The 25,989-nt window shown below is 56.2% G+C and carries 17 protein-coding genes; 4 read left to right on the top strand and 13 right to left on the bottom strand.

Annotated features, from left to right (window positions below):
* Positions 1 to 23 precede the first annotated feature (23 nt).
* From G491_RS0116615 to G491_RS0116595, 5 genes are all read right to left on the bottom strand, one after another.
* Positions 24 to 1,232 carry an acetyl-CoA acetyltransferase gene (locus G491_RS0116615; RefSeq protein WP_028315390.1) on the bottom strand — a complete coding sequence of 403 codons (1,209 nt, stop codon included), beginning with the start codon at positions 1,230 to 1,232 and terminating at the stop codon, positions 24 to 26.
* A gap of 2 nt (positions 1,233 to 1,234) precedes the next feature.
* Entirely contained in the window at positions 1,235 to 2,692 is a 1,458-nt protein-coding gene (locus tag G491_RS0116610; protein WP_028315389.1) for a hydroxymethylglutaryl-CoA synthase family protein, read from the bottom strand.
* A gap of 143 nt (positions 2,693 to 2,835) precedes the next feature.
* Entirely contained in the window at positions 2,836 to 3,657 is an 822-nt protein-coding gene (locus G491_RS0116605) for an SDR family NAD(P)-dependent oxidoreductase (protein WP_015948647.1), read from the bottom strand.
* A gap of 63 nt (positions 3,658 to 3,720) precedes the next feature.
* Positions 3,721 to 4,863, bottom strand: a complete 1,143-nt coding sequence (locus G491_RS0116600) for an acyl-CoA dehydrogenase family protein (protein WP_028315388.1) — start codon at positions 4,861 to 4,863, stop codon at positions 3,721 to 3,723.
* A gap of 61 nt (positions 4,864 to 4,924) precedes the next feature.
* A complete protein-coding gene (locus G491_RS0116595) occupies positions 4,925 to 6,055 on the bottom strand; it encodes an acyl-CoA dehydrogenase family protein (RefSeq protein ID WP_028315387.1) in 1,131 nt (376 codons plus the stop codon).
* Positions 6,056 to 6,522: 467 nt separating this feature from the next.
* On the opposite strand from G491_RS0116595, the gene G491_RS34095 reads away from it, so the two are divergent.
* The 4 genes from G491_RS34095 (at position 6,523) to G491_RS31180 (ending at position 18,747) form a co-directional block, all read left to right on the top strand.
* Positions 6,523 to 9,639 carry a sigma 54-interacting transcriptional regulator gene (locus G491_RS34095; RefSeq protein WP_051327324.1) on the top strand — a complete coding sequence of 1,039 codons (3,117 nt, stop codon included), beginning with the start codon at positions 6,523 to 6,525 and terminating at the stop codon, positions 9,637 to 9,639.
* A 69-nt stretch (positions 9,640 to 9,708) separates the two neighbouring features.
* Positions 9,709 to 12,453 (top strand): response regulator, encoded by a 2,745-nt coding sequence (locus G491_RS34090; protein ID WP_084511553.1) that lies wholly within the window; start codon positions 9,709 to 9,711, stop codon positions 12,451 to 12,453.
* 66 nt (positions 12,454 to 12,519) lie between these two features.
* Positions 12,520 to 15,369, top strand: coding sequence for a response regulator (locus G491_RS31185; protein ID WP_051327322.1), 2,850 nt, complete (start codon positions 12,520 to 12,522; stop codon positions 15,367 to 15,369).
* Positions 15,370 to 15,432: 63 nt separating this feature from the next.
* The gene (locus G491_RS31180) at positions 15,433 to 18,747 is read left to right on the top strand and encodes a PAS domain S-box protein (RefSeq protein ID WP_051327321.1); all 3,315 of its coding nucleotides are present in this window, start codon (positions 15,433 to 15,435) and stop codon (positions 18,745 to 18,747) included.
* A gap of 12 nt (positions 18,748 to 18,759) precedes the next feature.
* On the opposite strand, the gene G491_RS0116570 is transcribed toward G491_RS31180, so the two are convergent.
* The 8 genes from G491_RS0116570 to G491_RS34085 form a co-directional block, all read right to left on the bottom strand.
* Positions 18,760 to 19,353 (bottom strand): chemotaxis protein CheX, encoded by a 594-nt coding sequence (locus G491_RS0116570; RefSeq protein WP_028315386.1) that lies wholly within the window; start codon positions 19,351 to 19,353, stop codon positions 18,760 to 18,762.
* Between the two features lie 15 nt (positions 19,354 to 19,368).
* Complete coding sequence (locus G491_RS0116565; RefSeq protein ID WP_015948655.1) at positions 19,369 to 19,737, bottom strand: response regulator; 369 nt, start codon at positions 19,735 to 19,737, stop codon at positions 19,369 to 19,371.
* Positions 19,734 to 20,606: an HDOD domain-containing protein gene (locus G491_RS31175; RefSeq protein WP_051327320.1), complete on the bottom strand. Its 873-nt coding sequence runs from the start codon at positions 20,604 to 20,606 to the stop codon at positions 19,734 to 19,736. The genes G491_RS0116565 and G491_RS31175 overlap by 4 nt, the downstream gene beginning before the upstream one ends.
* 13 nt (positions 20,607 to 20,619) lie before the next feature.
* Complete coding sequence (locus G491_RS0116555; RefSeq protein ID WP_015948657.1) at positions 20,620 to 20,988, bottom strand: response regulator; 369 nt, start codon at positions 20,986 to 20,988, stop codon at positions 20,620 to 20,622.
* Positions 20,989 to 21,005: 17 nt separating this feature from the next.
* A complete protein-coding gene (locus tag G491_RS0116550; protein WP_028315385.1) occupies positions 21,006 to 21,494 on the bottom strand; it encodes a chemotaxis protein CheD in 489 nt (162 codons plus the stop codon).
* Positions 21,491 to 22,555 (bottom strand): protein-glutamate methylesterase/protein-glutamine glutaminase, encoded by a 1,065-nt coding sequence (locus G491_RS0116545; RefSeq protein ID WP_211239155.1) that lies wholly within the window; start codon positions 22,553 to 22,555, stop codon positions 21,491 to 21,493. Before G491_RS0116545 ends, G491_RS0116550 begins: the two co-directional genes overlap by 4 nt.
* A complete protein-coding gene (locus tag G491_RS0116540) occupies positions 22,552 to 23,436 on the bottom strand; it encodes a CheR family methyltransferase (protein WP_084511552.1) in 885 nt (294 codons plus the stop codon). Before G491_RS0116540 ends, G491_RS0116545 begins: the two co-directional genes overlap by 4 nt.
* 67 nt (positions 23,437 to 23,503) lie before the next feature.
* Positions 23,504 to 25,915: a methyl-accepting chemotaxis protein gene (locus G491_RS34085; protein ID WP_051327319.1), complete on the bottom strand. Its 2,412-nt coding sequence runs from the start codon at positions 25,913 to 25,915 to the stop codon at positions 23,504 to 23,506.
* Positions 25,916 to 25,989: the final 74 nt, after the last annotated feature.

Genomic DNA, 25,989 nt, shown 5'->3' with positions numbered 1-25,989 from the left:
CCGATACCGGCTTAAGGGGCTTATTAGTCCCTTCCGATAATGGAGATGGCCGCCACGTTCTTGGCCGGGGTGCCGCCCAGGTTATGGGTGAGGCCGCACCTAGCGTTTTTGACTGCGCGCTCTTCCGGGACTCTTTCCAGAAGCTGCTCGTACATGGCGTAGATCATCCGGAGGCCGGAAGCGCCGATGGGGTGGCCGAAGCATTTGAGGCCGCCGTCCACCTGGCAGGGAACTCCGCCGCCCTTCAGGTCGTAGAAGCCGTTCATGACGTCTTCGTAGGCGCCGCCTTTGGGAGAGATATGCACGTCTTCCATGGTCACGAATTCCGTGATGGAGAAGCAGTCATGGACTTCCATCATGCTCACTTCTTCGCGCGGATTCTTGATGCCGGCTTCTTCGTAAGCCTTGGTAGCGGCCACGCGGGTGGTGGCGAAGTGGGCGCCGTCCCAGTTGGTGTAGGTTTCTTCCTCGCCGGAGCTGACGGAAATCTGCAGGGCCTTGACCTTGATGATGTCCTGGTTGGGCTTCAGGCTCTTGGCGATTTCCGGGGTGGTGACGATGGCCGCGGCGGAGCCGTCGGACACGCCGCAGCAGTCGAACAGGCCCAGGGGATAAGCGATCATGGGAGCAGCCTTAATGGCTTCTTCCGGCACCGCTTTCCGCAGGTGGGCCTTGGGATTCATCGCGCCGTTGAAGTGGCTTTTGGCCGAAACATGGGCGATGGCGTCCTTGATCTTTTCCATGGGAATATTGTACTTGGCTGCGTAAGCCGTGGCCAACTGGGCGAAAAGGCCCGGGGCCGTGGCGTTGGAGCCGCGCAGAAACATTTCCGTGCCGAAAGCGGCGCCGCCGGGCAGCCCGCCGTATCCGGTGTCCTTCAGTTTTTCCACGCCAAGGGCCAGGACGATGTCGTAGGCCCCGGAGGCCACAGCGTAGGTGGCGGCCCGGAAGGCTTCCGTGGCCGTGGCGCAGAAGTTTTCCGTCCTGGTAATGGGGATGAAGGGGAGCTTAAGGGCGGCGCCCAGAGGGGTTCCGGCCTTGCCCACGTTCACTTCGTCGATATGAACGCCAAAGTATGCGGCCTGGATTTCCTTCTTTTCGATGCCGGCGTCGGCCAGGCACTCCAGAAAGGATTCCACCATCAGGTCTTCGCCGCTGCAGTCCCACCGTTCGCCGAACTTGGTGCAACCCATGCCCAGGATGGCGACTTTATCTCTAATTCCGTCAGCCATGATTACGCCTCCTCTCTTTTGGGAACTGCTTTCCAGAAATAACCGGCAATGTCCCTATGCTTATCGGAGTACTTCCTCCGGAAGCTCACGACAACAGGCATACCCGTGGCCAGGGAGTCCAGATCGCAATCCGTAAAGTCAAACATGTACTTGCCGCCTTCTTCAAAAACCACCTGGCCGTAAATGGCGGGCGGGTTGACGGAAGCGGCCAGGTTGTCGCCGGTGTAGCTGGCGATCTTGCCCACTTTATCGGCAAAGCAGTACTCTTCCATCTGATCGGCCGCGCCGCACTCGGGATTCACGCAGATGCGCTGCTTGGGATATTGCACCGTGCCGCAAGCCTGGCATTTGGTTCCCCAAAGGCCCAGGACTTCCCTGCGTTTTCTCCAAAGCTGGGACCAACGGGTCCACAGGTCTTCTTCGCTTCTGAGTCCGGCGTCTCCGGGCAGAATGTCCCTCCAGATCAGGTACTTGGTGTAGTTGTCCAGGTCGGCCCTGTTGGCCAGGCTTCCGGTGATGGCGGCGCGGGGGGCCAACTTGGCGATGTTTTCGGTGACTTCAAAGGCCAGTGCGTCGCAGCCGCTTCCAAAACTCACCAGCAAAATCTTATCGCCGGGTTTGGCCTCCTCCAGAGCTTTGACGAACATAACCAGGGAATGGGGAGTTCCGGTTTCCCCGATTTCAACCTGAAGGTTGGATTGATCCTGCTCAGGGGTGATGCCCAATTTCTTGTTAAGGCCTTTGCGGGCGGCCCCGTAGTGGCAGGGATACACCACTTTGGCGAAGTCGGTCATGGCCAGGCCGGTTTTTTCCAACAGGCCCTGCACGGCTTCGGGCACCAGTTGGGCGAAGCCCAGGTCGCGGATCCAGCGGTCTTCCCAGGCGCGGTCAAACTTGGCGGTTTCGCCGCGGTAGTGATCCACAAAGTCGTAAGTGGTGGAGAAAGCGCCTTTGAATTCGGCGATGACGTTTTCGGATCCCACAACCAGAGCGGCCGCAGCGTCGCCGAAAATCAACTCCTGGGGAGAAGCGGGCTTGCCGAGCCGGCAGTCGGAAGCCGTGACAACCACGTTGTCCACGCCCTTGGCGGCCACGCCTTCCAGGGCGGCCAGCAAAGCGGTGGTTCCGGCTTTGATTCCGCCGGAAAAGTCCGCAGCGCGAATCTGGTCGTTCAGGCCCAAAGCGGCGGTGATAATGCCGGCGTTAAGCCTTTCTTTGTAAGGCATGGTGGTGGAAGCGTAGTACACGCCGCCCACGGTGGATTTGTCCACGCCCTTTAATGCATCGATGCCCGCGGCGACGGCCATGGTGATGCTGTCTTCGTCAAAGTTTGCCACCGCTTTTTCACCCCTGGCATTGGCGATATTTGCGGGATTCATCCATCCCATGGCGCCGTAGACCAGGCCGCGGTTCAAGCGATAGCGCGGTACGTAACCGCCGTATGAACATATTCCAGCCATTGGACCTCCTTCAAGATATCCTTGTGCGGCATCCGCACTGAGTGGAATGGGCGGCCGTGCTTAAAACCCCCAGGGCCGCCCGGGTTATATGAATACAGGGTCGTGCAAAGGCGCCCCCGTTTTTCGAGGGCGCCGAATAATCCTTACATGCCGCCGGTCATTTCAATGCACTGGCCGGAAACGTAGTTGGACAGGGGGGAAGCCAGGAACAGGATCACGCCTGCAGCTTCTTCGGGCGTTCCGCCGCGGCCCATGGGAATGACCATTTTCATCATCTGGCGTTGAGCGTCCGGAATGCCCAGGGCGACTTTCTCGCCGTCGCGATCCACGGCGCCGGCGTCTTCCTTGGCCGCGGTCAAGCGGGTTTCCACCCAGCCGTAAGCCACGGCGTTGGACTGGACGTTGTAGCGGCCCCATTCCTGAGCCATGGTTTTGGTCATGCCCAGAAGGCCGGACTTGGCGGAGGAATAGTTGATCTGACCTGCGTTTCCGCGGGTGCCGGAGACGGAGGAAATGTTGATGATCTTGCGGGCCACAGGACCGCCTTCGGCCATTTCCTTTTTGGCGGCGTCCTTGAAATAAGGGGCGGCCGCACGGATGAGGCGGAAAGGGGTTCTCAGGTGGATGGCCATCATGGCGTCCCACTGCTTGTCGGTCATTTTATGGACCACGCCGTCCCAGGTGTAGCCGGCGTTGTTCACGATAATATGCAAACCGCCCCAGGCGTCCACGGCGGCTTTCACAATGCCTTCCGCGAAATCGTCGGCCGTGGCGTCGCCTGCGTAGGCGATGGCTTCTCCGCCTGCAGCCTTGATTTCAGCCACGGTTTCCTCGGCGGGGGCGGGGTCGATGTCGCTGACAACCACTTTGGCGCCTTCAGCGGCGAACAGCATAGCTGCGGCCTTGCCGATTCCACGACCGGATCCGGTAATAATGGCTACTTTGCCATCCAGCATTTTTTCCATGACAAACTCCTTTGTTTTCAAGGGTTAAACTGCAATTAAGAGTCGCTAAAGCCAGCCTGGGGGCTAAAGCCCCAAAAACTTGGCGATAATGGTTTTCATGATTTCCGTTGTTCCTGCAAAAATGGTGGTGATGCGGCTGTCCCGGAAGCCTTTGGCTATGGGGCCGGACTCCAGAAGCCCGTACTCGCCGAAAATGTCCATAATGTCGGTTAACTGCTCGTTCATCATTTCCGAACTGGCGAACTTGGACATCATGGTCAGGGCGGTCACGTCCTTGCCGGCCATGTGCTCGTTGATCAAGTGGTCCAGGAAGACGCGGTTCATACTGACTTCCGTGGCAATCTCGGCCAGCTTGAACTTGACGGCCTGCGACTTGCTCAAAGGCTTGCCGTCCACCATGGTTTCCTTGGCGTAGGCCACCGCCCACTTGAGGGCGTTTTCCGCGCCGGCCACGTTGGCTATGGCGCTCATGAGCCGCTCCTGCTGGAGCTTTTCCATGAGCATGAGGAATCCATGGCCTTTCTGGCCCAAAATGTTTTCCTTGGGAATGCGGCAGTTGGAAAAAAACAGCTCCGCCGTATCCTGGCTGTGCATGCCCATCTTGTCCAGGTGCTTGCCCCGGGTGAAGCCGGGCGTTCCGTCTTCCACAAGGTACAGGGACACGCCGGCGTGCTTGTCGGCTATTTCAGGATTGCGGGCCGCCAAAACGACCAGGTCGCAGTTGATGCCGTTGGAGATGAAGGTCTTGACGCCGTTGATGACGATTTCGTCGCCGTCCTCTTCGGCCGTGGCTTCCAGGCCCCCCACGTCGCTGCCCGCGCCGGGCTCGGTCATGGCCACAGCCGTAATAATGTCGCCGGACACGCAGCCGGGGAGATATTTTTTCTTTTGCTCTTCCGTGCCGTAGGAGTTGATGTAAGGGACCACAATATCGCTGTGAAGCATGGCCGCCAGACCGGCCTGGCCTATGGCGGCCATTTCTTCCGTGATGATGACCGAATACAGGAAGTCAAGCCCCGGGCCTCCGTACTCCTTGGAAATGCACGGGCAAAGGTATCCGGCCTCGCCCATCTTTCTCCAGGCCTCTTTGGGGACGATGTGGGCTTCCTCCCACTCCATGGTATGGGGAAGCACTTCCTGCTCCATATACTCACGCACCTGCAGGCGGAACCGCTCATGATCCTCGGTGTATTTTAAAACTCCCATGATTTCTCCTTATTATGCCTGTCCAGCCCCCGGGGGCTGCGGTTATTTTGGTTAGAAGCGGCTACCGAATCCTGCCGATGGCGCTTTGGGCGATGATGTCCTTTTGCACGGCGGCTGCGCCGGCCATGACTTCCAGGGTTTTGGCGTCCCGATAGGAGCGCTCCACCTCGTACTCGGTCATGAACCCGTATCCGCCGAAAAGCTGGATGGACTGGCCGCTAACTTCCATGGCCGTGCGGCACGCCGTCATCTTTGCCATGGAGCACAAGGTGGGATCCATCTTGCCTTCATCCCGCACCCAGGCGGCTTTGTAGGTAATCAAGGCGGATAATTCGATTTTCACGGCCATGTCCGCGATCTTGTGCTGGCTGACCTGGAACTGGGCCAGTTTGCGGCCGAACTGCTCGCGGCCCTTGACGTACTCCATCATGCGGTCGTAAGCGCCGAAGGCGGTCCCCAAAGCCTGCGCCGCCAGAAGAATCTTGTTCTCCGAAGTGAATTCCTTGGCGTAGGCGAGCCCCTTGCCTTCCTCGCCCACCAGGTTTCCAGCAGGGACCCGCACTTTGTCAAAGGCGATGTTCGCCGTGGGAGTCATGTTCCCCCCCAGCTTACGGCCCAGGCCTTCCACGGAAAGCCCGGTGCGGTCGGCTTCCACCAGAATCAGGCTGGCGGCGTCTCCGGTCTTGCACAGGACAATGTAAAATCCCGCCAGGCCGCCGTTGGGCACATAGGTTTTCTGGCCGTTGATCACCCATTCGTCGCCTTCCTTAACCGCCGTAACGGCTTCCGCGGTAAGGTCGCCGCCCCGCTGGCTTTCTCCGAACGCGCCTGCGCAAAGCATTTCCCCTTCCAAGACCTTGGGCAGGAAAGCCTCCTTAAGGGCGTCGCTTCCCCACTTGGCCAGACATTCCGCCCCGTGGGTCGCATATCCCAGGGCAACGCCCACGGTGGAGTCCTTGCGGCAGATCTCTTCCAGGGTGACCACGCTGTCCAGCATGCCCAAGCCCCCTCCCGAGTATTTTTCAGGCAGATGCATGCCCAAAAAACCCAGGTCCGCCGCCTTTTCCCAAACCTCCGTCGGAAAGGCTCCGTCCTTTTCCCATTGGATAATGGTTTCCTTGTCCAATTCCCCCTTGGCAAAGTCCTTTGCGGCTTTGCGTATCGCCTGTTGCGCCTTGGTAAATGCGAACATTTCTTGCTCCCTGAAGTTGTCGATTATTTGCCTAAAACGGCGGAAAATCAGGCCTCACCCTATTGGAAAGCGAAAACACTCCTAAGACCGAAGTGAACGCGTTTGCGAAATAAGACGAAATCCAACGATATTCCCTAACAATAATATCACTGGCAAATCCGTTCTGCGAGATCCGTCTGGATTTTCACCCTCCGGGCCGCAGGAGGCTTTGGGATGATCCCCGGCGCTCTCCGGGCCCATGGGAGGATAGTGCATAATGTATTCCAAAGCGCAATTTTTTTTGCTTATTCAATTATTTCAAATAGTTTAAATGTGCAGCACGAAATAAGACGCTTGGTCTGGCGCGTTATATATCAAACTGGTTTTATATATCGTGCATAATGCTTGACTTCCGCGCCCCGCTCAGGCTATGATTTCTCCGGTCTTCCAAACCGCCTAAAAATTGTTTTCCTTCGGAGCAGACGCCCATGCCTGACCTGAATACGCCGTCCTCTCTCTCAACGCTCGACGACCATGGTCTGCTGAGCCTCATGGCCATGTTCGAGGATAACTTCTCCGTAGACTGGATCCTGGAAATGTCCGGCCTGAAAGCCAGCGAAATCCTCCAGGAGCTGGACGGACTCTTTGAAAAAAAAATCCTCCAGAAGGAAGGCCCCGGCGTCTATTCCTTCAGAAACGAGGCCCAAAGAAAAAAGATCGCCCAGTCCGTTCCCCAGGCGGAAAAGGAGCTCTGGCACCGCTCCATCGCGGGGATTTACTTCCGGGAGATGCAAAGCCAGGACGAGGCTGTTCTGGCGGCTTCCAGCCACCTGATTCATTTGAAAAACGGCGAGCAGGAGTGCAAGGTCCTCATGAAGGCCGGAGACATTTACCGGAAGACCCACCGCCACCAAAAGGCGCTTCAATGCTACCAGAAAATCATCGACGACCTGGAAATGTCCACCTCCTCCCAGGCGTACGAGCTCTTCACCAATGCGGTTATCGCCGTCTCCAAGATCGTGGAGCTGGCGCCGGACGTGGAAGCCACGGTGCCCCCGCTCAAAACCGCGGTGCAAAAGGCCCGCGACCGGAAGGACGACGCCCATACGGCGCTTCTGGAAATGCACTTGGCGAAAAACGAGTGGTTTTGCTCCCACTTCAACCAGGCCATGCGCCACTTTAATCGCGGCTGGGCCCTGGCGGAGAAGATCGACGACCCCACCCTGAAAAGATCCGCGGTTTTTTTAAGCACCTTTTTTCTGTACGCCCAGGGCAGGCTGCGGGAGGTGATCCGCAACTACGAGGAGGTGGTCTCGGACATCGACAAGTATCCCAGGGGCCGCTTTCCCATGCTGTCCGCCCAGGTGGTGGGGGTCTGCTATGCATTCAACGGCCAGATCAAGCGGGGCATGGGCCTCATGGACGCCATTTATGAAAAATGCCGCAGCGTGGGCGACTTATACGTGGGCAGCTACGTGGGCTACCATATCGGCAGCCTGCTCATAGAGCTGGGGCAGTACGAAGAGGCCATCTACTACCTGGACCTGGCCCTGGACCATGCTCTCCAGACCAACAACACCTATAACTCCATCCTCATCAGCCTGAACCTGGCCCTGGCCCATTTTCGCAACCACAATCAAAAGGAAGCGGTTTCGTATTTGAGCGAGGCCGTGCGGGTCACCCGGGAGAGGGGCATTAAAATAGAAACCCATATTTATCAAAACGCCGAAATGTTCTGGGCCATGGAGCAGGGCCAGCTCCCGGCGGTCCAGGCGGCCCTGGCCATGGAGGATCTCAAGGAATGGCAGAAGAGCCGGAACATCCTTATTAAAGGGGGAGCGTACCGGTATCAGGCCCTTTTGGAGGAAAAGCGGGGCGTGGAAGCCGGCAAGGTCCTCCGGTCCATGAAGCTCTCGGAAAAATGGCTGGAGGAGTCCGGCCACGAGATTCAGCTCGCCCGGACCCGCATGGAAATGGCCCGCCTGTACCTGTCCATGGGCCAGGAAAAAAAAGCCAAAGGCGCCATCCGGAAAAGCGCCGAGCTATTGGACTCCTTTCTCCACGATCAGGTTCCCGACAACCTGCGATTCCTCTTAAAAGACCTGCGCACGGATAAAAACCTGCTGGAGGAAATCATGAAGCTGGGGCAGGAGCTGGCCACCATCCGGAACGACCGGGACCTGGTGCGTCATATTCTTGCCACTGTCAATCGCATTACAGGCGCCGAGCGGGGCGCGGTCTTTCTGGTCAACAAGGAGACCGGCAAGCCCGCCGTGGTCCTTAGGGCCGCCCGGAACATCATGGAGCAGGACATATCCCGGCCCGAATTTCAATCCAGCATGAAAATGGTGCGGGAAGCCGCCTTCACAGGCCGCGCCCGGTTTCGCCTCACCGAGGCGCCCCGCCAGTCCCACCCCCTGGAGAATAAAGTGGTCCACTCGTGCATTTGCGTTCCCATGAAATTCCGGGAGACGGTCCTGGGGGTGTTGTACGTGGACAACCGGATTTTTCCCAGCGCCCTGAAGGAATCGGACATCCGCATTCTGGATTTTTTCTCCTCCCAGGCCGCCATCGCGCTGGATAACGCACGGATTCACGAACAAAACAGAGCTCTTATCCGCAAACTGGAGGAGGAAAAGCGGTATCTGGAGGAACAGCAGAGCGAGTTTCAGCCTCCCGTGGAATTTGTGGGCGAGTGCGCGGCCGTGCGCAAGGTTTTGAATGACGTAAAAAAAATTGCGGCCACGGACTCCACCGTCCTGATTTTGGGGGAAACCGGCGTGGGCAAGGAGTTGATCTCAACAGCCATCCACGAAAGAAGCTCCAGAGCCGGCAAACCATTCATCCGCGTCAACTGCAGCATGTTTCCGGAAGGGCTCATAGCCAGCGAGTTGTTCGGGCACGAAAAAGGCGCTTTCACCGGTGCGGACAAAAGGCGCCTGGGCAGGTTCGAACTGGCGGACGGAGGCACCCTGTTTTTGGACGAAATCGGCGACATTTCCCATGAAGTCCAGGTCCGGCTGCTGCGGGTCCTTCAGAACAAAGAATTTGAACGGGTGGGCGGAAGAAGCACCCTGCGCTCGGACTTCAGGCTGCTGGCGGCCACCAACCGGGATTTGCGGGAGGACGTGAAAACCGGAAAATTCCGGGAAGACCTGTACTATCGCCTCAATGTTTTAAGCCTTAAGATTCCTCCCCTGAGGGAGCGCAAGGAAGACATACCTCTCCTTGTGGACTATTTTCTGGATCGGCACGCCAAGAACCTGGGAAAGCCCCGGGGCGCCGTCACGCCGGAGGATCTGGACAAGCTGGTGGCCTATGACTGGCCCGGCAATGTGCGGGAGTTGGAAAACGTCATCGAAAGAAGCGCAATCCTGAGCTCCGGCGCCCGTTTGGAAATCCCGGATCTCTTCCAAAGCGGCGCTTCCTTCGCTCTGGACCGGGAAGCCCTGTCCCTGGAGGAAAACGAACGCCGTCATATTTTATGGGCCTTAAAAAAGACCGGCGGCAAGGTGCGCGGCCCGGGAGGCGCCGCGGAACTGCTGGAAATCAATCACAACACCTTGTTTTCACGCATCAAAAAACTGGGAATCAAGAGAAAGTAACTGGGCGTCGTTCGCAGGCCGTCCCGGGAGGCGCATGGCCCGGAATTTGCATCCTGTTTTTTCGGACTCATGCTTTTGAAAACGCAGGCCCAAACGGACTATGGACGACAACCAACGACCAGCAATGGCGTTAAACCGATTCGCGAGGAATTGATGGAAGGCGGACCTCCCAAAATTTTGACCATAGACGATGAAGACGCTATCCGCTGGAGCTTTGCCTCGTTCCTGGAGGATAACGGCTATGAAGTCGTGGAAGCTGCAAACGGCCGGTTGGGCGCGGAGCTCTTTCGCCGGGAAAAACCCGACCTGGTTCTGGTCGACCTGCGCATGCCGGAAATGGACGGTTTGGAAGTGCTTTCCATTCTAAGCAAGGAGTCGCCGGACGTGCCTCTCATCGTGGTTTCCGGCGCCGGGGTGGCGCGAGACGCCGTCAATGCCTTGAAAATGGGCGCCTGGGACTACATATTCAAGCCCATAGAAAGCCTTAGCATCCTCCTGCACACGGTGAGAAAAAACCTGGAACGGGCGCAATTACGCAAGGAGAATAAGGATTATCAGGAAAATCTTGAAGCCCTGGTGCAGGAGCGCTCCGAAAAGCTCATGGAGTACAGCAGAAGGCTGAAGCACATTACCGACTGCACCCTGTTTTTCACTGCCTGCAGCACAGAAGACGAGCTGTGCACCATGCTTTTAAGCGCCTTGATGGAGAACGCCGCGGCTGGACAGGGGCGTTTTTTCCTGCGCGGGGATGACGAACTGGTATTAAAATGTTCCACCGACGCCAAGCGCCGCGGATGGTCCATCCCCCTGCCTGACGCCCAGGACGCCTTGCTGGACAAGCTCTGGGACGCCGGAGAAGCGGTTATCATCAATGCCTATGAACAAGGAATCGGATATCTGGACGCCGCCCTCGAGGGGTGTGAAGGCGCCTCTCTGCTGCTGACCCCCATCTATACCCCGGACAAAAGCATTCTGGGGCTGAGCATCCTCTCAAAAGCCCCCGACGATCCCTTTTCGGATACGGACCTGGAGCTGACCGCCCTCATAGCCACCCACGGCGTGGAAGCCCTCAAGGACATCAATGCGGCCCGGGCGCTTACGGCCAGCGAAGAACGCTTTCGGGCTTTGACGGAAAACTCCTCTGACATCACCTTGATCATAGGACCGGACAACACCTACACCTACGCCAGCCCTTCCGTTTTTTCCACCTACGGGTACAAGCCTGGAATGGTTATCGGCCAGTACACCAGCCGCAACATGCACCCCAAGGACGTTTCCATGGTGGAAAAAGCCCTGGAAAAAGCATTAACAAATCCCGGGCAGCCCATTAAGCTGGAAGGCGTTCGTTTCCGCCACAGGGACGGCGGATGGTACTGGCTGGAGGGGGTGCTAAACTCCCAAATGGACGTTCCGGGCGTGGGCGGCGTGGTTTTTAGCGGCCGGGACGTGACCGAAAGAAAGGCCTCGGAGCAAAAGCTCCAGGACGCCTATCAGCAGCTTGAAAAAAAGAACGTGGAGCTGCAGAACGCCCATGAACTTCTGGAAGCCAGGGCCAGGGATTTGGAAGTGGGGAGCATGTACAAATCCCAGTTTCTCGCCAATGTATCCCACGAGCTTCGAACGCCCTTGAACAGCATTATCCTATTATCCGGGATTTTATGCGAAAACCGGGAAAAGAACCTCACCGACAGCGACCTGGAATGCGCCCAGGCCATCCAATCCTCGGGCAAAGCCCTGCTCCTGCTTATCAACGAGGTTCTTGATCTTTCCAAAATAGAAGCCGGCAAAATGGCGGTGAACTCCTCCTTTTTTGAGACCAAAACCTTTGTCCAGGCCATTGAGAGGGAATTTCTGCCCCTGGCCAAGAACAAAGGCCTGGATTTTTCCGTCAGGATGGACGCGGACATTCCCCTGAGAGTCCAATCCGACAGCCAAAGACTGGAGCAGGTGCTGCGCAATTTTATCTCCAATGCATTAAAGTTCACCAAACAAGGCTCCGTGGTTTTGCGGGTAAGCCGCCCCAGGAAGGAAGACGCCCTTCCCGGTTATTCCCCGAGCAAATGCGCGGCCTTTTCCGTGATGGATTCAGGAATAGGAATTCCCCAGGAAAAAATGGAGGAAATCTTCGAAGCCTTTACCCAGGCCGACGGAACCACCAGCAGGGAGTTCGGCGGAACCGGCCTTGGGCTGACCATCTCGCGGGAAATCGCCCGTCTCATAGGCGGCGCCGTGCGCGCCGAAAGCGAACCGGGTGCGGGCAGCACCTTCACCCTGGTCATCCCGGAAGTCTATGCAGCGCCCGCGGATCCGCCCATCGTCCGGCCGTGGGAGGGAGTGGGAGCTCCCGGGGAGCCGGAGCCGTCCCCGCCCGTCAAGCAGGAGCCTCTGCAACTGCATCCTGAAAACGAGCGCTTTTTTAACGGCAGGCACATTTTGCTTGCGGACAGAGACATGCGCCATGTTTTCACCTTGCGCAAAATACTGGGCGACGTGGGGGCCAAGGTCATTGTCGCCAGAAACGCCCACGAAATCCTGGAGCGCTTGCAGGAAAATGAAAACGTCAGCCTGATTATAGCGGAGGAAGCCTTGCTATCCTCCGACAGCTACGCCCCGATCAAATCCATCCGGGATGAGGAGGCGGGCAAAGGAATTCCCTTGGTTGTTCTAAGCAAAAAGCAGGACGGCCCGGATTGCCAATCCGCCTTGGAGGCGGGCGCCAACGCCTGTCTGGCCAAACCTGTGAACCTCAATTCCTTGGCGTCCAGGGCGGATCTTTGGCCCAAAGGAGACAATTTGCATATTGAGGCCCTATAATACTCTTGTATTTCTATGAGGAGTTCAGTAAATGTGGCGATGCTCTATAGAATACCAGGATAAATAATGACAGACCAGCCCATTAAAATACTTGCTGTTGACGATGAAAAAGCCATTCAAAACAGCGTTTCAGCCTATTTGCAAGACTACGATTTTGAGGTGGTTCTTGCCGATGACGGCATTATGGGGCTTGAAAAATTCCGTACGGAATCGCCGGACCTGGTGCTCCTGGACCTGCGTATGCCCAGGATGGACGGGTTGCAGGTTTTAAAAGAAATCAAAAAAGAGTCCCCGCTCACCCCGGTCATCGTCATTTCGGGCGCCGGGGGAGTGAGCGAAGCCGTTAACGCCCTCAGAAACGGCGCCTGGGACTATTTGATCAAGCCCATCAACGATCTGGATATTCTATATCACGCCATCATCAACGCCTTGGAGAAAGCCCGGCTCACCCGCGACAACAAGGAATTTGCGGAAAAAATCCGGGAAAGCGAAGAGCGCTACAGGGCGCTGATAGAAAACGCCGGCTCAGCCATCCTGTTTTTTGACGCAAACGACAATGTCATCCTGGCCAATGAAGTGGCAGCGTCCTTATTCGGAATGGAAAAGGACAAAGTCGAGGGCATGGGAATCAGGGACTTCATGCCTTCCGAAGACGCGGCCCGGTTCACCAAGCGGTTTCATGCGATCCTGGAAAAAGGCGTTGGGGGCATTTACGAAGACTGGGTGACTTTGCCGGGCGGTCAAAAACGCTGCTTCTCCAGCAACATCCATCCCATTTCCCGCTCTGACGGCCACATAATGGGATTCCAGTGCATTCTGCTGGACATTACCCGCCAAAAGGAAGTGGAGCAAGCGCTCAGACGCGCTAAAGAGGAGACCGAAGACGCAAACAGGCAGTTGGAAATGATTATTGAGGACTCCAACCGCCTTGCCGTGCAAGCGGATCTGGCCAACATGGCGAAAAGCGAGTTTCTGGCCAACATGAGCCACGAAATCCGCACCCCCATGAACGGCGTCGTGGGTATGATCAGCCTGCTTTTGGAGACGGAGCTCACCCGGGAGCAGAAGGAGTACGCCGAAACGGTTCGCAACAGCGCCCATTCCCTCCTGGAGATCATCAACGACATCCTGGACTTTTCAAAAATCGAAGCAGGCAAGCTGGACCTGGAAGCCATTGATTTCGACCTGCGCAACACCCTGGAGGAAGCCAGCGACATTGTGGCTTTAAGGGCCCAGGAAAAAGGCCTGGAGTTCGTCTGCATCATTGACCCGGACGTCCCTTTCCGCCTTAAGGGGGATCCGGTCCGGCTTCGTCAGATCGTATTGAATCTGGCCAATAACGCCGTCAAGTTTACAGCCCAGGGAAGCATCACCATCCGGGTGGAGTTGCTCAAGCAGGCGCCGGACTTGTTGGCCTTGAAATTTTCGGTGACGGACACGGGCATAGGAGTCGCCCCCAGCCGCCAACAATCATTGTTTGACGCCTTCACCCAGGCCGAGGCCTCCACCACGCGGAATTACGGCGGCACAGGGCTTGGCCTGGCCATCTCCAAAAAACTCGCTCAAATGATGAAAGGCCGAATAGGGCTGGAAAGCGAGGAGGGCAAGGGTTCCACATTCTGGTTCACCGCCCAGTTTGGAAAACAGGCCCAGGCCAAGGAGGAAATTTCCCCCTACCTCGCCGTGCACAACAAGCGGGTGCTGGTGGTTGCGGAAAACGCCGCAACCAGGCTTCAACTGGTCAACATGCTTAAATCGTGGTCCTGCAGGCCGGAGGAAGCCCAAGGCGGAGGCGAAGCTCTTGAGAAGCTGCGCCTGGCCGCGGCGTCCCAGGATCCCTTTGCCCTTGCTATTGCGGACAACAAGCTCAAAGACATGGACGGGGAAACATTGGGGCGGCTGGCGAAAAAAGATATCAAGCTCGCCGACGCCCACTGGCTGATCATGACCTTCATGGGCAAACGCTGGGACGAATTCAGGATGAAGAGCGCCGGCTTTGAAGGATGCCTCACCAAGCCCGTCAAACAATCCGCTTTGTACAATAGCCTGGTGAGCGCCTTGAACGCCGAAGGCGGATCCCATAAAATTTCCAAGCCGCCCCGTTTTGAAATGCCGCCGCTGACGTCCCTGCAAAGGCCGGATGTCTCCATCCTGGTTGCCGAGGATAACCCGGTCAATCAAAAAGTGGCCCTGAGCATCCTAAAAAAACTGGGGTTGCGCGCAGAGGCCGTGGCCAATGGAAGGGAAGCGGTGAAAGCCCTTTGCGAGAAAAAATACACCATGGTGCTCATGGATTGCCAAATGCCTGACATGGATGGGTATGAAGCCACCAGGCGCATTCGGAGCCGCCGATCCTGCGTGCTCGACCCGAAAACGCCCGTCATAGCCATGACAGCGCACGCCATGGAGGGGGATCGTAAAAAATGCATCGAGGCTGGAATGGACGACTATTTGTCCAAACCCGTCGAGCCCGGAGCCCTCATTGAAATGATTCACAAATGGCTGCCGGAGAAAACCGAGGCGGAAAAAATCAAACCGGAAAAAACTCCCCAGGCACAGATGCCCAAAAAGCATCCGGTGTTTGATAAAAAAGGCCTATTGGATCGTTTGCTTAACGACGAAGACCTGGCTCGTGAAATAGTTCAGGCGTACATTGAAGACACCCCCGGCAAAATGCTGGAGATCAAAGGCTTTGCAGAGAAAAAGGATTTTACCGGGATAAGCAAATGCGCCCACGCCATTAAAGGGGCCGCCTCCAATGTCGGCGCCATGGCCATGATGCACACAGCAAGGGAAACTGAGATGGCGAGCGTTAATGAGGACTTTATCGCCGTGGTTGCTTTAATTGAAAAACTTGACGCTGAGTTCACAATCTTGGTGGATGAGCTTGAAAGCATCGACTGGCAAACCTCCTGATAGGGAATTTTCCCGTTGGCGGAGGTATATGCCAGGAACGGCTTTTAACTATGTTGAGGCGGGATGGATTACTTTTCGTACTTTAACAATCCAAAATCAGATTATGAAGAGAACAGAAGGCGTCTCTTCTTTATCATACCCGCCCATGTCGGCGTTTTCGTTTGCATTACCGTCGGCCTGGTTAACCTATGGAACGGCAACGCCGGGCTGGGTTCTCTGGACTTTGCCATGGCTGCCGTCATAGCCATTGGGCTGTTATTGTTGAAGCGCATGCCCTCCGGGCGGATCGTATACCGGGTCGTGATTTTTTGCACCAGCGTTTTATTTACCTATTTCATCCATCTCGGCGGCCGGCATGGCTCCTTGCTCTTCTGGATTTTTCTGTTACCCCCGCTTACTCATTTTATATTAGGAAAAAAGGAGGGCCTGTGGTTCTCCTTGGGCGTTTATTGTCTCGCCGCAGCCATAATAATTCCGCCCGCGGAGTTTACCGGTGCATTTCCTTATCCTCTCGCGATAAAAACAAGATTCCTGATAGTCTTCCTGTTTTCGCTGGTTACGGCCAATCGATACGAGGCCATCAGGGAAGAAATCCAGAATGGGCTGAACCAGGAGCGCGAAAAGCTCAAGGAGGCCAACGACACCCTCCAGTACTTGAAAACCGCCATAGACCATTCCGTTGACGGCATTGCGGTCGCCGGATCGGACAAACGAATAAAATTCGCCAATCCCGCATGGGCGTCCATGCATGGGCTCACCCAAAAAGAGGTGGAAGGCGCCCATGCGCGGATATTTCACTCCGCCGCGCAATATGAAAATGAGGTGGCGCCATTCCTAAAGCGCGTGGCCTCCAAGGGAAGCAACTACGGAGAGATGGGGCACGTTCGGAAAGACGGAACCGAATTTCCCTGCTGGATGAGCATCTCGCTGATACGCGGGGAGGGTGAAGACCCTACGGGCGTGGTGGCTGTAGCCAAAGACATTTCGGAACGAAAAGCCGCGGAGGCCGCGTTGATCGCAAGCGAAGAACGCAACCGGGCTTTGTTGGAGGCCACCCCGGACGCGGTGACTGTGTACGACAAGGACGCCAAGGTTCTTTATGTCAACCCGGCCTTTGAGCAGCTGTTCGGCTGGACCGCGGAGGAAGTGCTGGGCAAGCCTTTGGATTTCGTCCCCAGCGAAGAAAGACCCAAAACCGACGAGTTGATAGCCCGCATGCGGAAAGGCGAGTCCGTCCTGGAAGAGATCAAACGGTACACCAAGGACGGCCGGCTTCTGTACATTCGGGCAAGCGCCTCCATGTTTTGGGATAAAGACAGGCATTTTCTCGGGACTGTGGTCATCTCGCGGGATATCACGGACCGAAAAAAGGCGGAAGAGGCGCTAAGAAAGGCCAAAAAGGACGCCGAGACCGCCAATATCGCCAAAAGCCAGTTTGTGGCCAACATGAGCCACGAAATCCGCACTCCCATGAACGGAGTCATTGGCATGACTGGGCTTTTGCTGGATACGGACCTGGATGAAAGGCAGCGTGAGTTCGCCGAAACCATCCAATCCAGCGCAGCCAACCTGCTGACTGTAATAAATGACATTCTGGATTTTTCAAAGATCGAAGCAGACAAACTGGAACTGGAGTCCATTGGCTTTGACCTTCGTTTTACTCTGGAAGACGTGAGCGACCTGCTGGCTATTAAAGCCCAGGCCAAAAACCTGGAATTCGTCTGCATGGTGGACCCGGATGTGCCCTCACTCCTGGTAGGCGATCCCGGCCGCCTGCGCCAGTTGATCATCAACATATGCAATAACGCCATCAAATTCACGCGGGAGGGCGAAGTCGTCGTCAGGGTGGTCGGAGAAGAAATCAAAGAGGATAAGGCATACCTGCGTTTTACGATAACCGACACGGGAATCGGCATTCCCGAGGATAAGCAGAACGACCTTTTCGCCCCCTTCACCCAGATGGATGCGTCCACCACCCGGGAATACGGCGGAACCGGCCTGGGACTTTCCATCTGCAAAAGGCTCGTGCAGTTGATGAACGGGGAAATAGGGGTTAGCAGCCGTCCCGGAGAAGGCGCCACATTCTGGTTTTCTCTTCCTTTTCAAAGGCAGAGGCAAAGCCGGGAGCCTCTTGCAACAGCGAGCATCCAGGGCCGTAAAATCCTGATAGTAGACGACAACGCCACCAACCGGAGATTATTGAGCGTCCTTCTGGAAACCTGGGGTTGCCGGCATGAAGAAGCCCCGGACGCCCAAAACGCCCTGCTTAAAATTAAGAAAGCGGCTCTGGAAGAAAAAGAGCCTTACTCGCTCATTATCACCGACATGCAAATGCCGCTGATGGATGGAGAGGAGTTGGGCCGGCTGATCAAAAACGATCCGGACCTGGCCAGCAGCTCCCTGCTCATGATGACCTCCATAGCCAACAGGGGAGACGCCGCCCGTTTGTCGGAAATCGGCTTCTCCGCCTACCTGACAAAGCCCATAAAACAGTCCGTCCTGTTCGACTGCCTGCAAACCGTTCTGGGCGCCGATACAATCCCCCGCCCCAAAGAGCCTAAGCCCATTATAACGCGCCACGCCATTGCGGAGGCGAAAAAACGCCGCTATCGCTTGCTGCTGGTGGAAGACAACCTGGTAAACCGAAAAGTCGCCCTAAGCATCCTTGATAACCTGGGTTTCAGGACGGATGCAGTATCCAACGGCTTGGAAGCGATCTCGGCGCTGGAGAACCAACCCTATGACCTGGTGCTGATGGATTGCCAGATGCCCGAATTGGACGGATATGAGGCTACTAAACGAATTCGCAGCGCTGAGTCCCGGGTTTTAAATCAAGGAATTCCCATCATAGCCATGACCGCCCACGCCATGGCCGGAGACCGGGAAAAGTGCATTGCATGCGGCATGGACGATTATATTTCCAAACCGGTGGAGCCGGCGGCATTGAATCAGCTTGTGGAAAAATGGCTGGATAGCTCCAACCCGCCTTCGAAGCCCGCGCCCACGCCGGCGGAAGAGGCGCCCGTTAAGGCGGGAACGGATGTTTTTGACTTGGAAGGCCTTTTTTCCCGCCTGTTGGAAGACGGTGCGCTGGTTAAAGAAGTGCTGGATGCATTTTTAAAAGAACTTCCCAATCAGATTAGAACCTTGCACATCGCCCTGGAAGAGCGGAACTTGACCTTGGCCGGGCTAAAAGCCCACACATTGGCAGGCTCCTCGGCCAGCGTGGGCGCCTGCGCCATCCAGGCCGCCGCCAAGGATCTTGAGACGGCGATTATGGATTCGGACCTGAATAAAAGCCTCATATTATGTGAGCAGTTGGAAAAGGAAGGGAGGTTATTTCACGAAGCGGTGAGGGAGGCAGGAATGTTGGGATAGGGAAAAAGCCCCCTACCCCCAATCGTCATCCGAAGAATCCAGGGAGCCGGAGGCCCCCCAGGCGTCATCCGATTCGCCGGAGTCGCCCCACTCGTCGCCGCCCGAAGATTTGCCGCCGCCCCCCTCCACTTCCAAAGGGGCGCCCAGCAAATCCAAATCCCCCAGGTCGGTAATGGCCAAAAGCCGCCCCCCGTCCATGGTGGCAAATCCGTGTATCTCCGCATCTCCAAAGTCCGGCCAGCCTTCGCCGGTTTTGGGAAGCCCCAGTTCAAAGGTTTGCCCCGCGGGAACCAGCAGGCTCATACACCGGCCGATCACCGTGTTTACGATTTCATTGAGAGAGTCCTGGAGCAACTCCTGACTGCAGGGTTCTTCCAGCATTCCGTATAAGGATTCCACGATGTGGACTCCCACTTTCCTGGTGTAAGCGATGGCCATAAAGCCCGCTGCAGGAGCTTTTACATCCACCCGCGACCAAATCATATCATCTGCAGTGGTGTCCGGCGACTCATCTTCAAGACGGGAGATCTGCACGAAGGCCATGCCTTCAAAGGTGTCGCTCATAGCTCTAAAAACGGCTTTGGTCACATTCTCTGACGAGGTCATTTTTCCTCCTGCCTCTTAAGAAAGAGCTTCTAAAATAGGAACCATAATGGAAGGGCTGATTGGCTTGGAAATGACGGCATAAGCTCCGCCTTGCATAAGCTCCTGTTCTTTTGCGGGGTTTTTGGCGCTTGTGATAACCAAAATTGGCATGGCCTTGAACTTGTCCTGGCCCCTGACTTTGAGCAAAAGCTCCTCCCCGCTGACCTCTGGCATGAACAAGTCCGTTACCAGCAGGTCCGCCGGCCCTTGCTCCAGAAGCGTGAGCGCTTCTGCGCCGTTTTTCGCTTCCATAAACTGCGCGCCGTCAAACCCTGCTATTTGCAGGCACCGTATAATGAACATACGGGCTGTGCCGGAATCATCGGCCACGATTACTTTTTTCATTGCATTTCCTCCTCACTTCCAAACATGGACTCCACCACCTGCTGGTATTCCTGGCCGGCGTCCAGAATCACCTTTTCCAACTCCGCCGCGGAAATATCTACGAAATTTCTATAGTCATGGTCCAAAAGATAAAGCATGGTGTCAGCGCCGGTGCCCGTTCCGCTCATCATGGCGATGAAATCGCCCAGGTGAACCGCATAAACCAGCGTGCGATATTCCTCTTTTGCTTTGGACGGGGCATGATGATGCCGGATGACCTCCCTTAAGGGCCCGGGCAGGCTCCAATGGATTGCGATAGCCTCTCCCACCTCCGGATGGTCCGTGCCGACGGCTTTTGCTTCTCCCGCCACAAAATCGGGCATTTCTCCTTTATCGGCGATGGCGACGATCTTTCTCGCCGAATCGCCCAACGGGGCCGACATGACGGCTTTGCCGATGTCGTGAAGCAGACCCGCCGTATAGGCGACTTCGGGGTCGGCCTTTCCGTCGGAAAACCTGGCGATCTCCCTGGATGCAATGGCCGTAAACAGGCAATGCCTCCACAAGGAGCCCCGCTGGCTTTCGTATCCGTCCAGCGGGTTGTTAAAAATGCCGCTGGCGCACAAGTGCAGGGCCAATCCGACCACCATGTTTCCTCCGGTGTAGGAAACCGCCCTGGCCACGGTGCTGATTTTGGCCCTGAGGCCGAAAGCAGGGCTGTTTACCACCCGCAGGACGTTGCCCGTGAGAATGGGGTCGCTCTCCACTACGGCTGCAATTTGCGCGACGGTATGGTCCGGGTCCGCCATAATGGACATCAGCCTCACCGCGCTTTGGGATAAAGGCTTGACCTTGGCGATGCTGTCTTTGATATCAGGCGGAATAGCCATGTTTTGTCTCCGTTTATACTTCCACCCATCTTTCGATGTACTTTCTCGTCTCATCCACCTTCAAAGGCTTGGACAAGAACAAGGTGGCGCCCATTTTCAACAAATTGGCCACGGCCTTGGGGCCGACAACGGCTGAAATGATGATGATAGGCAAATTCTGAAACTCCTCACGGGCCCGGACCAATTCGATCAGTTCCCGGCCGTCCATTTCGGGCATCATGACATCCGTGATCAACATGGAGATGTCCGGGTTGGTTTCCAGAGTTTCCCAGGCATGGCGACCATTGGGACTCATAATGACGGAATGGCCCATGCCTTCCACGATTTTGTACAACACTTTCCTAGTGATCAAGTCATCTTCAGCTATCAGGATTTTCGCCATGACACATTTCCTCCAGATTATAATTCCCAACCGTCCCTGCCAGGGGAGGTTATTTTCACTTTTCCGGTGTCGACATCCACGGAAACGCTGCGGCTGATTCGACCGCCAATGTCTTCCGCCCTGGGCCCCATGCCGAATTTCCACAACGCCTTTTTAATGGCCAAAGCGTTTCGCTTGCCTATATTGAACGTGTTGTTCGGATCCATGACGTTGGCGCCGCCGACCAGTTTAATGATCATCCCTTTGCCCACATTATCCGAGCCTAACTTCTTCATTTCCTCTAAAAGAGCCGGCACCGCCGTGTCTGCAAAATGGCCCGGCTTTTTTTGGCTCCTTGCAGGATCTATGGAGCTTTCGGGCAGGACCACGTGAACCATAGCAATGCATCTTGCTTTCGGGTCCATCATGATCAGGGCGACGCATGACCCCAGGGCCAGGGTTCTTAACTCCTGCCCCTGGGTCCTGGTTGCGCCCATGTCGCCAAGTCCTAGGAATATTTTTTTCATGCCGCCAACCTGTTCACCATATTGATTACAGTCTGAGCCATATCCCCCAAAGGAACCAGTTTCTTTGCGCCGCCGCGCGCATAGGCTTCTTTTGGCATGCCAAAAACCACGGAAGTCGCCTCGTCCTGGGCCACGCACGGAGCGCCGGCGTCCGCCATGGCCTTCATGCCTGTGCATCCATCCGAGCCCATGCCGGTCAGCATGACGCCCACGGCGTTTTTGCCCACTTCCTTGGCCACGGACTGCATCATCACCTCCACCGAGGGGCAATGGCCCATGACCGGCTCGCCCGGTTTAACCTCCACCTGGTATATGCCGCCCCTGCGAACGACACGCATCTGCTTGCCGCCGGGGGCGACCAGCACCCGCCCCGCCATAATCCGGTCTCCGTTCTCCGCTTCCTTGACCATCATGGAACACAGAGAGTTAAGCCTGTCTGCAAACATTTTTGTAAAACCCGCGGGCATGTGCTGAACAATAATCACCCCGGGCATGGTGACGGGAAAACGGGTGATGACCTCCTTAATGGCTTCGGTCCCGCCCGTGGAGGCGCCAATGGCCACAACCTTGTCCGTGGATTCCTCCAGGGCCGAGCTCTGAATGGGCCCCCGGGCGCCTCTTTCCAGCCTTTTTCCCTTCCAATGGGAAACATCCACAGTCGAAGCCAGCTTTACCTTTGTGGACAATTCCAAAAGCATGGAGCTCAGGCCCGCAGCGACGTTGGAGCGCGGCTTGGAAACAAAATCCAGAGCGCCCGCCTCCAAAGCATCGAAGGTGATCTTCTTGCCGCTTTCCGTCAAGGAACTGACCATCACTACCGGGATGGGGAATTGAGGCATGAGCCTACGCAGGAATTCCACCCCGTCCATGCGCGGCATTTCCACATCCAGCGTCAACACATCGGGCCGAAGCTGAACGATTTTGTCCCTGGCCTCATAGGGGTTGGAAGCGGTTCCAACCACCTCGATGCCCGGGTCTTTAGCAAGGCCCGTGGACAGGATCTCGCGGACCAGGGCTGAGTCATCCACTATTAGCAGTCTAATCGGTCTAGTAGGCATCATCCCTCTTTTCTGCGGTACACTGCCGGCATTACGTACTCCAGCCTCCGCAAATCCCTGCCTAGGGATTCCGAGTGTCCTATGAACAGATATCCCCCAGGCGTCAAGCAGTCGCAAAATCGGCTCACCAAGGCCTTGCGCGTTGGAGAATCAAAATAAATCATGACGTTTCGGCAAAAAATGACGTCAAACGGCTTCCTGAAAGGAAATTGAGTGTTCATCAGATTAAAGCGCCTGAAAACAATTTCCTTCTTTACCTTGTCGACCACCGACCATTGTCCATCAGGCCTGCGGCTGAAGTACTTGTTTCTTATGGCCGCCGGCAATTGAGCGACTCTTTCGTCGGAGTAAAGCCCTTTAGCGGCCACGGACAGGGCGTCCGCCGAAATGTCCGTGGCTAAAAGGCCTGCATTCCATCGGGAGTATTCCCCCTCGAAAAAATCCAACATACGAATGACCAGGGTGTAGGCTTCTTCGCCCGTGGAACAGCCGGCGCACCAAACCCTAAGATCCAACTCCTTTTTGTCCTTATGGCGTTTTTCCGCTTCCGGGAGGGCTGTTTTGCTAAAGAACTCAAAATGATCTTTTTCCCTCTCAAAATACGTGTAATTGGTGCTGATCCTGTTCACGAACTCTGACAGGAGCTTGCCGCTTCCGTCTTTTTGCAGCATGTCGTAATACGCTGAAAAAGTGGGAATGCTCCTGGAGCGGAGAATCTTTTGCAGTCTGCCGACAACCAGGGACCTTTTGGCTGGCGTGAGATTGATTCCAAACCGGTCGTAAACCATCTTCCGGATGGACTCAAACTCCTTGTCAGTCAAACGCATCATACTCGTCGGCGAACGGTCCTCCGGCATGCCGGCGTCATTTATGGTTTGCTCCATCACAACAAGCTCTCCAACCTATATTCAGACTGCACGTGTGTTTGGCATTTTCAGCAGCAGCAGCTACTTAATACTTGCCGAAGTCGCTGTCATCCAGGGCGATGACTTCTTCAGGCCTGACCACCGCGCCTTTAGAGCCTCCGCCGCCTCCCCAGCCTCCGCCGGCCGGCGCAGACGCCTTGTTCGGCTTGGGCGCCTCATGAGCCTCGGGGAGCGCCTGCCGGAAGGACTGGCGGCTGGAGGAGCTTTGCACGCCCTTGAGCTTAAACCGTGCAAGCAGCGACCGCATTTCAGTTGCCTGAGCCGAAAGCGCTTCGGAAGCCGCCGAAGTCTCTTCGGCGTTGGCCGTATTCTGCTGGGTGGCGTCGTCAATCTGGGAAAGGCCCACATTGATCTGGGAGATCCCCTGCGCCTGCTCGTTGGAGGCTGCGGCGATCTCGCCCACCAGGTCCGCCACCTTGGTTACGGTTTCATTGATGCCGGAAAGGGCTTCGGCCGTTTTTTGCGCAATATCGCTGCCTGCGGCGACCCTTTGGCCGGAGCCTTCTATCAGCTCCGCAGTCTCCTGGGCGGCCTTAGCGCTTCTGGCTGCCAGAGAGCGCACTTCCTGAGCCACCACGGCGAAGCCTTTGCCGTGCTTGCCGGCCCGGGCCGCTTCCACGGCTGCGTTCAAAGCCAGGAGGTTGGTCTGGAATGCGATGTCATCGATGGTTTTGATGATCTTGGCGATCTGATCCGAGGACGCGGTAATGGCGCTCATGGCGTCAACCATTTCGTCCATCTGCTGCCCGCCCTGTGTACCGGCCTGCCTGGCGGCTTCGGCCAGTTGATTAGCCTGGGCTGCATTGTCGGCGTTGGTTTTCGTTTGAGCCGCGATTTCAGTTAAAGACGCGCTGATTTCCTCGATGGAGGAAGCCTGCTCCGTGGCGCCCTGGGCCAGGGACTGGCTGGCGCCCGACACCTGGGTGGCGCTTTCGTCCACCTGGTTGGCGGATCCGAACAAGTCGCCGATGACATCGTTCAGGTTTTCCGTCATGGATACCAGGGCAAGGCCCAAAGCATCCTCCTGGGACTCCAGCTTCAATTCCGCCCTCAAGTCGCCGGCGGCGATGGACTGGGCAAGCCCCTCCTTCTTTTTCAGCCTGCGAACCATGGTCACCATGGCGCTTTCCAGGGCTCCGATCTCGTCCCCCCGGGTGACCTCCTTCTGCGTGTCCAGCCTGCCGTTGGATACGTGTATGGCCAGCTCTTTCGCGGCGATAATCGGATTGATGATGGACTTGGTCATGAAAAAGCCGATTAGCACCATGGAGATTGCCAAGCTGACGGCGATTACCGCGACCAGGAACCAAATCAGCATGGTGATATGCTTGTTGGTTTCTTCGATTTTCGCCGCGACAGCCGCTTCAATGGAGTCGATGAAAAAGCCCGTGCCCACGATCCATCCCGTCTCAGGATGCAGTTTGACAAAGGAGAGCTTAGGCTCTTTTTTGGTGGATCCGTCCTCCGAGGTTTTGGGCCAAATGTATTCCACAAAGCCCTCTCCGTCCTTCAAGCAGACGTCCACGCCGGCCTGCATGAAGTTCTGATTGGTCCCCTTGGTGCAGTTGTAGGCCGGATCGTCCATGATCTTGCCTTCCAGTTGGGGGGACAAGGGATGCATGATCATGCGGGGCAAGGGGCGGGTGGTATCGTTGATCCAGAAGTAGCCGGCGCCGTTTTCGTACCGAAGTTTCCTGACCTCCCCGATGATTGTATCCTTAGCCTCTTCCAAGGCGTCATCCACGTAAATGCCCGTACCCAAGACCCAGTTCCATTGGGGAATCAGCTTGACGTACGACAGTTTGGGGCGTTCCTCGGTGAGGCCGGTTTTAAGAGGCTTGGGCCATTTGTAATCCACAAAACCCTCGCCGCTCTTCCTGGCGACTTCCACGGCGGCGGCGAACAGGTTTTTTCCCACACCCATGGCGCAGTTGTATTGTGGATTGTCCAGAATCGTTCCGTTCAACTGGGGGGACGTGGGATGCATGATCATTCTAGGAATAGGCAAGGTGGTGTCATTGATCCAGATATAGCCTGTGCCATCATCATACCGATAGGCTCTTACCAGGGCTTCCACACGGGACTTGGCCTCCATCTCGCTCATTTCGCCAGCCTCGATAAGGGCCAGTTGCTCATCCACAACGCTCTGGACCATTTCGATAATGTTTTGAAGGCGATGGCCATAAATTTTTTCCAGGTGGGCCGGATCCTGAGCGTTTTTGTAGCTGGAGTCCACGCTGGCATAGGCGATGTCCACATAATCCTTCAAGCGGTTTTGCGCCTTGGCCATCTCTTCGATGCGGGTTGTTTCGGCAGCTGCCTTGGCGGTCGATTTCAGTTCATAGATGATGAATGAACACAGCACGACGCCAGTAGCAAGCATTACCAACGTGAACATCAGCAATATTTTAGCTCTAATACCCATTTTTTTTACCATTGCATCTCTCCTCCACTCTACTCAGCAACATTCCAGTACTCTGGCGCTGCATACCTGAGGCGCCGCTTATTTAA

The sequence above is a fragment of the Desulfatibacillum aliphaticivorans DSM 15576 genome, from assembly GCF_000429905.1.
Classification (GTDB): domain Bacteria; phylum Desulfobacterota; class Desulfobacteria; order Desulfobacterales; family Desulfatibacillaceae; genus Desulfatibacillum; species Desulfatibacillum aliphaticivorans.
This window is presented reverse-complemented; position numbering and strand designations above follow the sequence as displayed.

Excerpts from the sequence above, each read along its gene's own strand:
- G491_RS0116605 (WP_015948647.1), bottom strand. The coding sequence starts at position 3,657 with ATGGAAAAAATGCTGGATGGCAAAGTAGCCATTATTACCGGATCCGGT.
- G491_RS0116540 (WP_084511552.1), bottom strand. The coding sequence starts at position 23,436 with ATGGAGCAAACCATAAATGACGCCGGCATGCCGGAGGACCGTTCGCCG.
- G491_RS31175 (WP_051327320.1), bottom strand. The coding sequence starts at position 20,606 with ATGGCTATTCCGCCTGATATCAAAGACAGCATCGCCAAGGTCAAGCCT.
- G491_RS0116570 (WP_028315386.1), bottom strand. The coding sequence starts at position 19,353 with ATGACCTCGTCAGAGAATGTGACCAAAGCCGTTTTTAGAGCTATGAGC.
- G491_RS31185 (WP_051327322.1), top strand. The coding sequence starts at position 12,520 with ATGACAGACCAGCCCATTAAAATACTTGCTGTTGACGATGAAAAAGCC.
- G491_RS34090 (WP_084511553.1), top strand. The coding sequence starts at position 9,709 with ATGCTTTTGAAAACGCAGGCCCAAACGGACTATGGACGACAACCAACG.
- G491_RS0116565 (WP_015948655.1), bottom strand. The coding sequence starts at position 19,737 with ATGAAAAAAGTAATCGTGGCCGATGATTCCGGCACAGCCCGTATGTTC.
- G491_RS31180 (WP_051327321.1), top strand. The coding sequence starts at position 15,433 with ATGGATTACTTTTCGTACTTTAACAATCCAAAATCAGATTATGAAGAG.
- G491_RS0116595 (WP_028315387.1), bottom strand. The coding sequence starts at position 6,055 with ATGTTCGCATTTACCAAGGCGCAACAGGCGATACGCAAAGCCGCAAAG.
- G491_RS0116555 (WP_015948657.1), bottom strand. The coding sequence starts at position 20,988 with ATGGCGAAAATCCTGATAGCTGAAGATGACTTGATCACTAGGAAAGTG.
- G491_RS0116615 (WP_028315390.1), bottom strand. The coding sequence starts at position 1,232 with ATGGCTGACGGAATTAGAGATAAAGTCGCCATCCTGGGCATGGGTTGC.
- G491_RS0116610 (WP_028315389.1), bottom strand. The coding sequence starts at position 2,692 with ATGGCTGGAATATGTTCATACGGCGGTTACGTACCGCGCTATCGCTTG.
- G491_RS0116550 (WP_028315385.1), bottom strand. The coding sequence starts at position 21,494 with ATGAAAAAAATATTCCTAGGACTTGGCGACATGGGCGCAACCAGGACC.
- G491_RS34085 (WP_051327319.1), bottom strand. The coding sequence starts at position 25,915 with ATGGTAAAAAAAATGGGTATTAGAGCTAAAATATTGCTGATGTTCACG.
- G491_RS34095 (WP_051327324.1), top strand. The coding sequence starts at position 6,523 with ATGCCTGACCTGAATACGCCGTCCTCTCTCTCAACGCTCGACGACCAT.
- G491_RS0116545 (WP_211239155.1), bottom strand. The coding sequence starts at position 22,555 with ATGATGCCTACTAGACCGATTAGACTGCTAATAGTGGATGACTCAGCC.
- G491_RS0116600 (WP_028315388.1), bottom strand. The coding sequence starts at position 4,863 with ATGGGAGTTTTAAAATACACCGAGGATCATGAGCGGTTCCGCCTGCAG.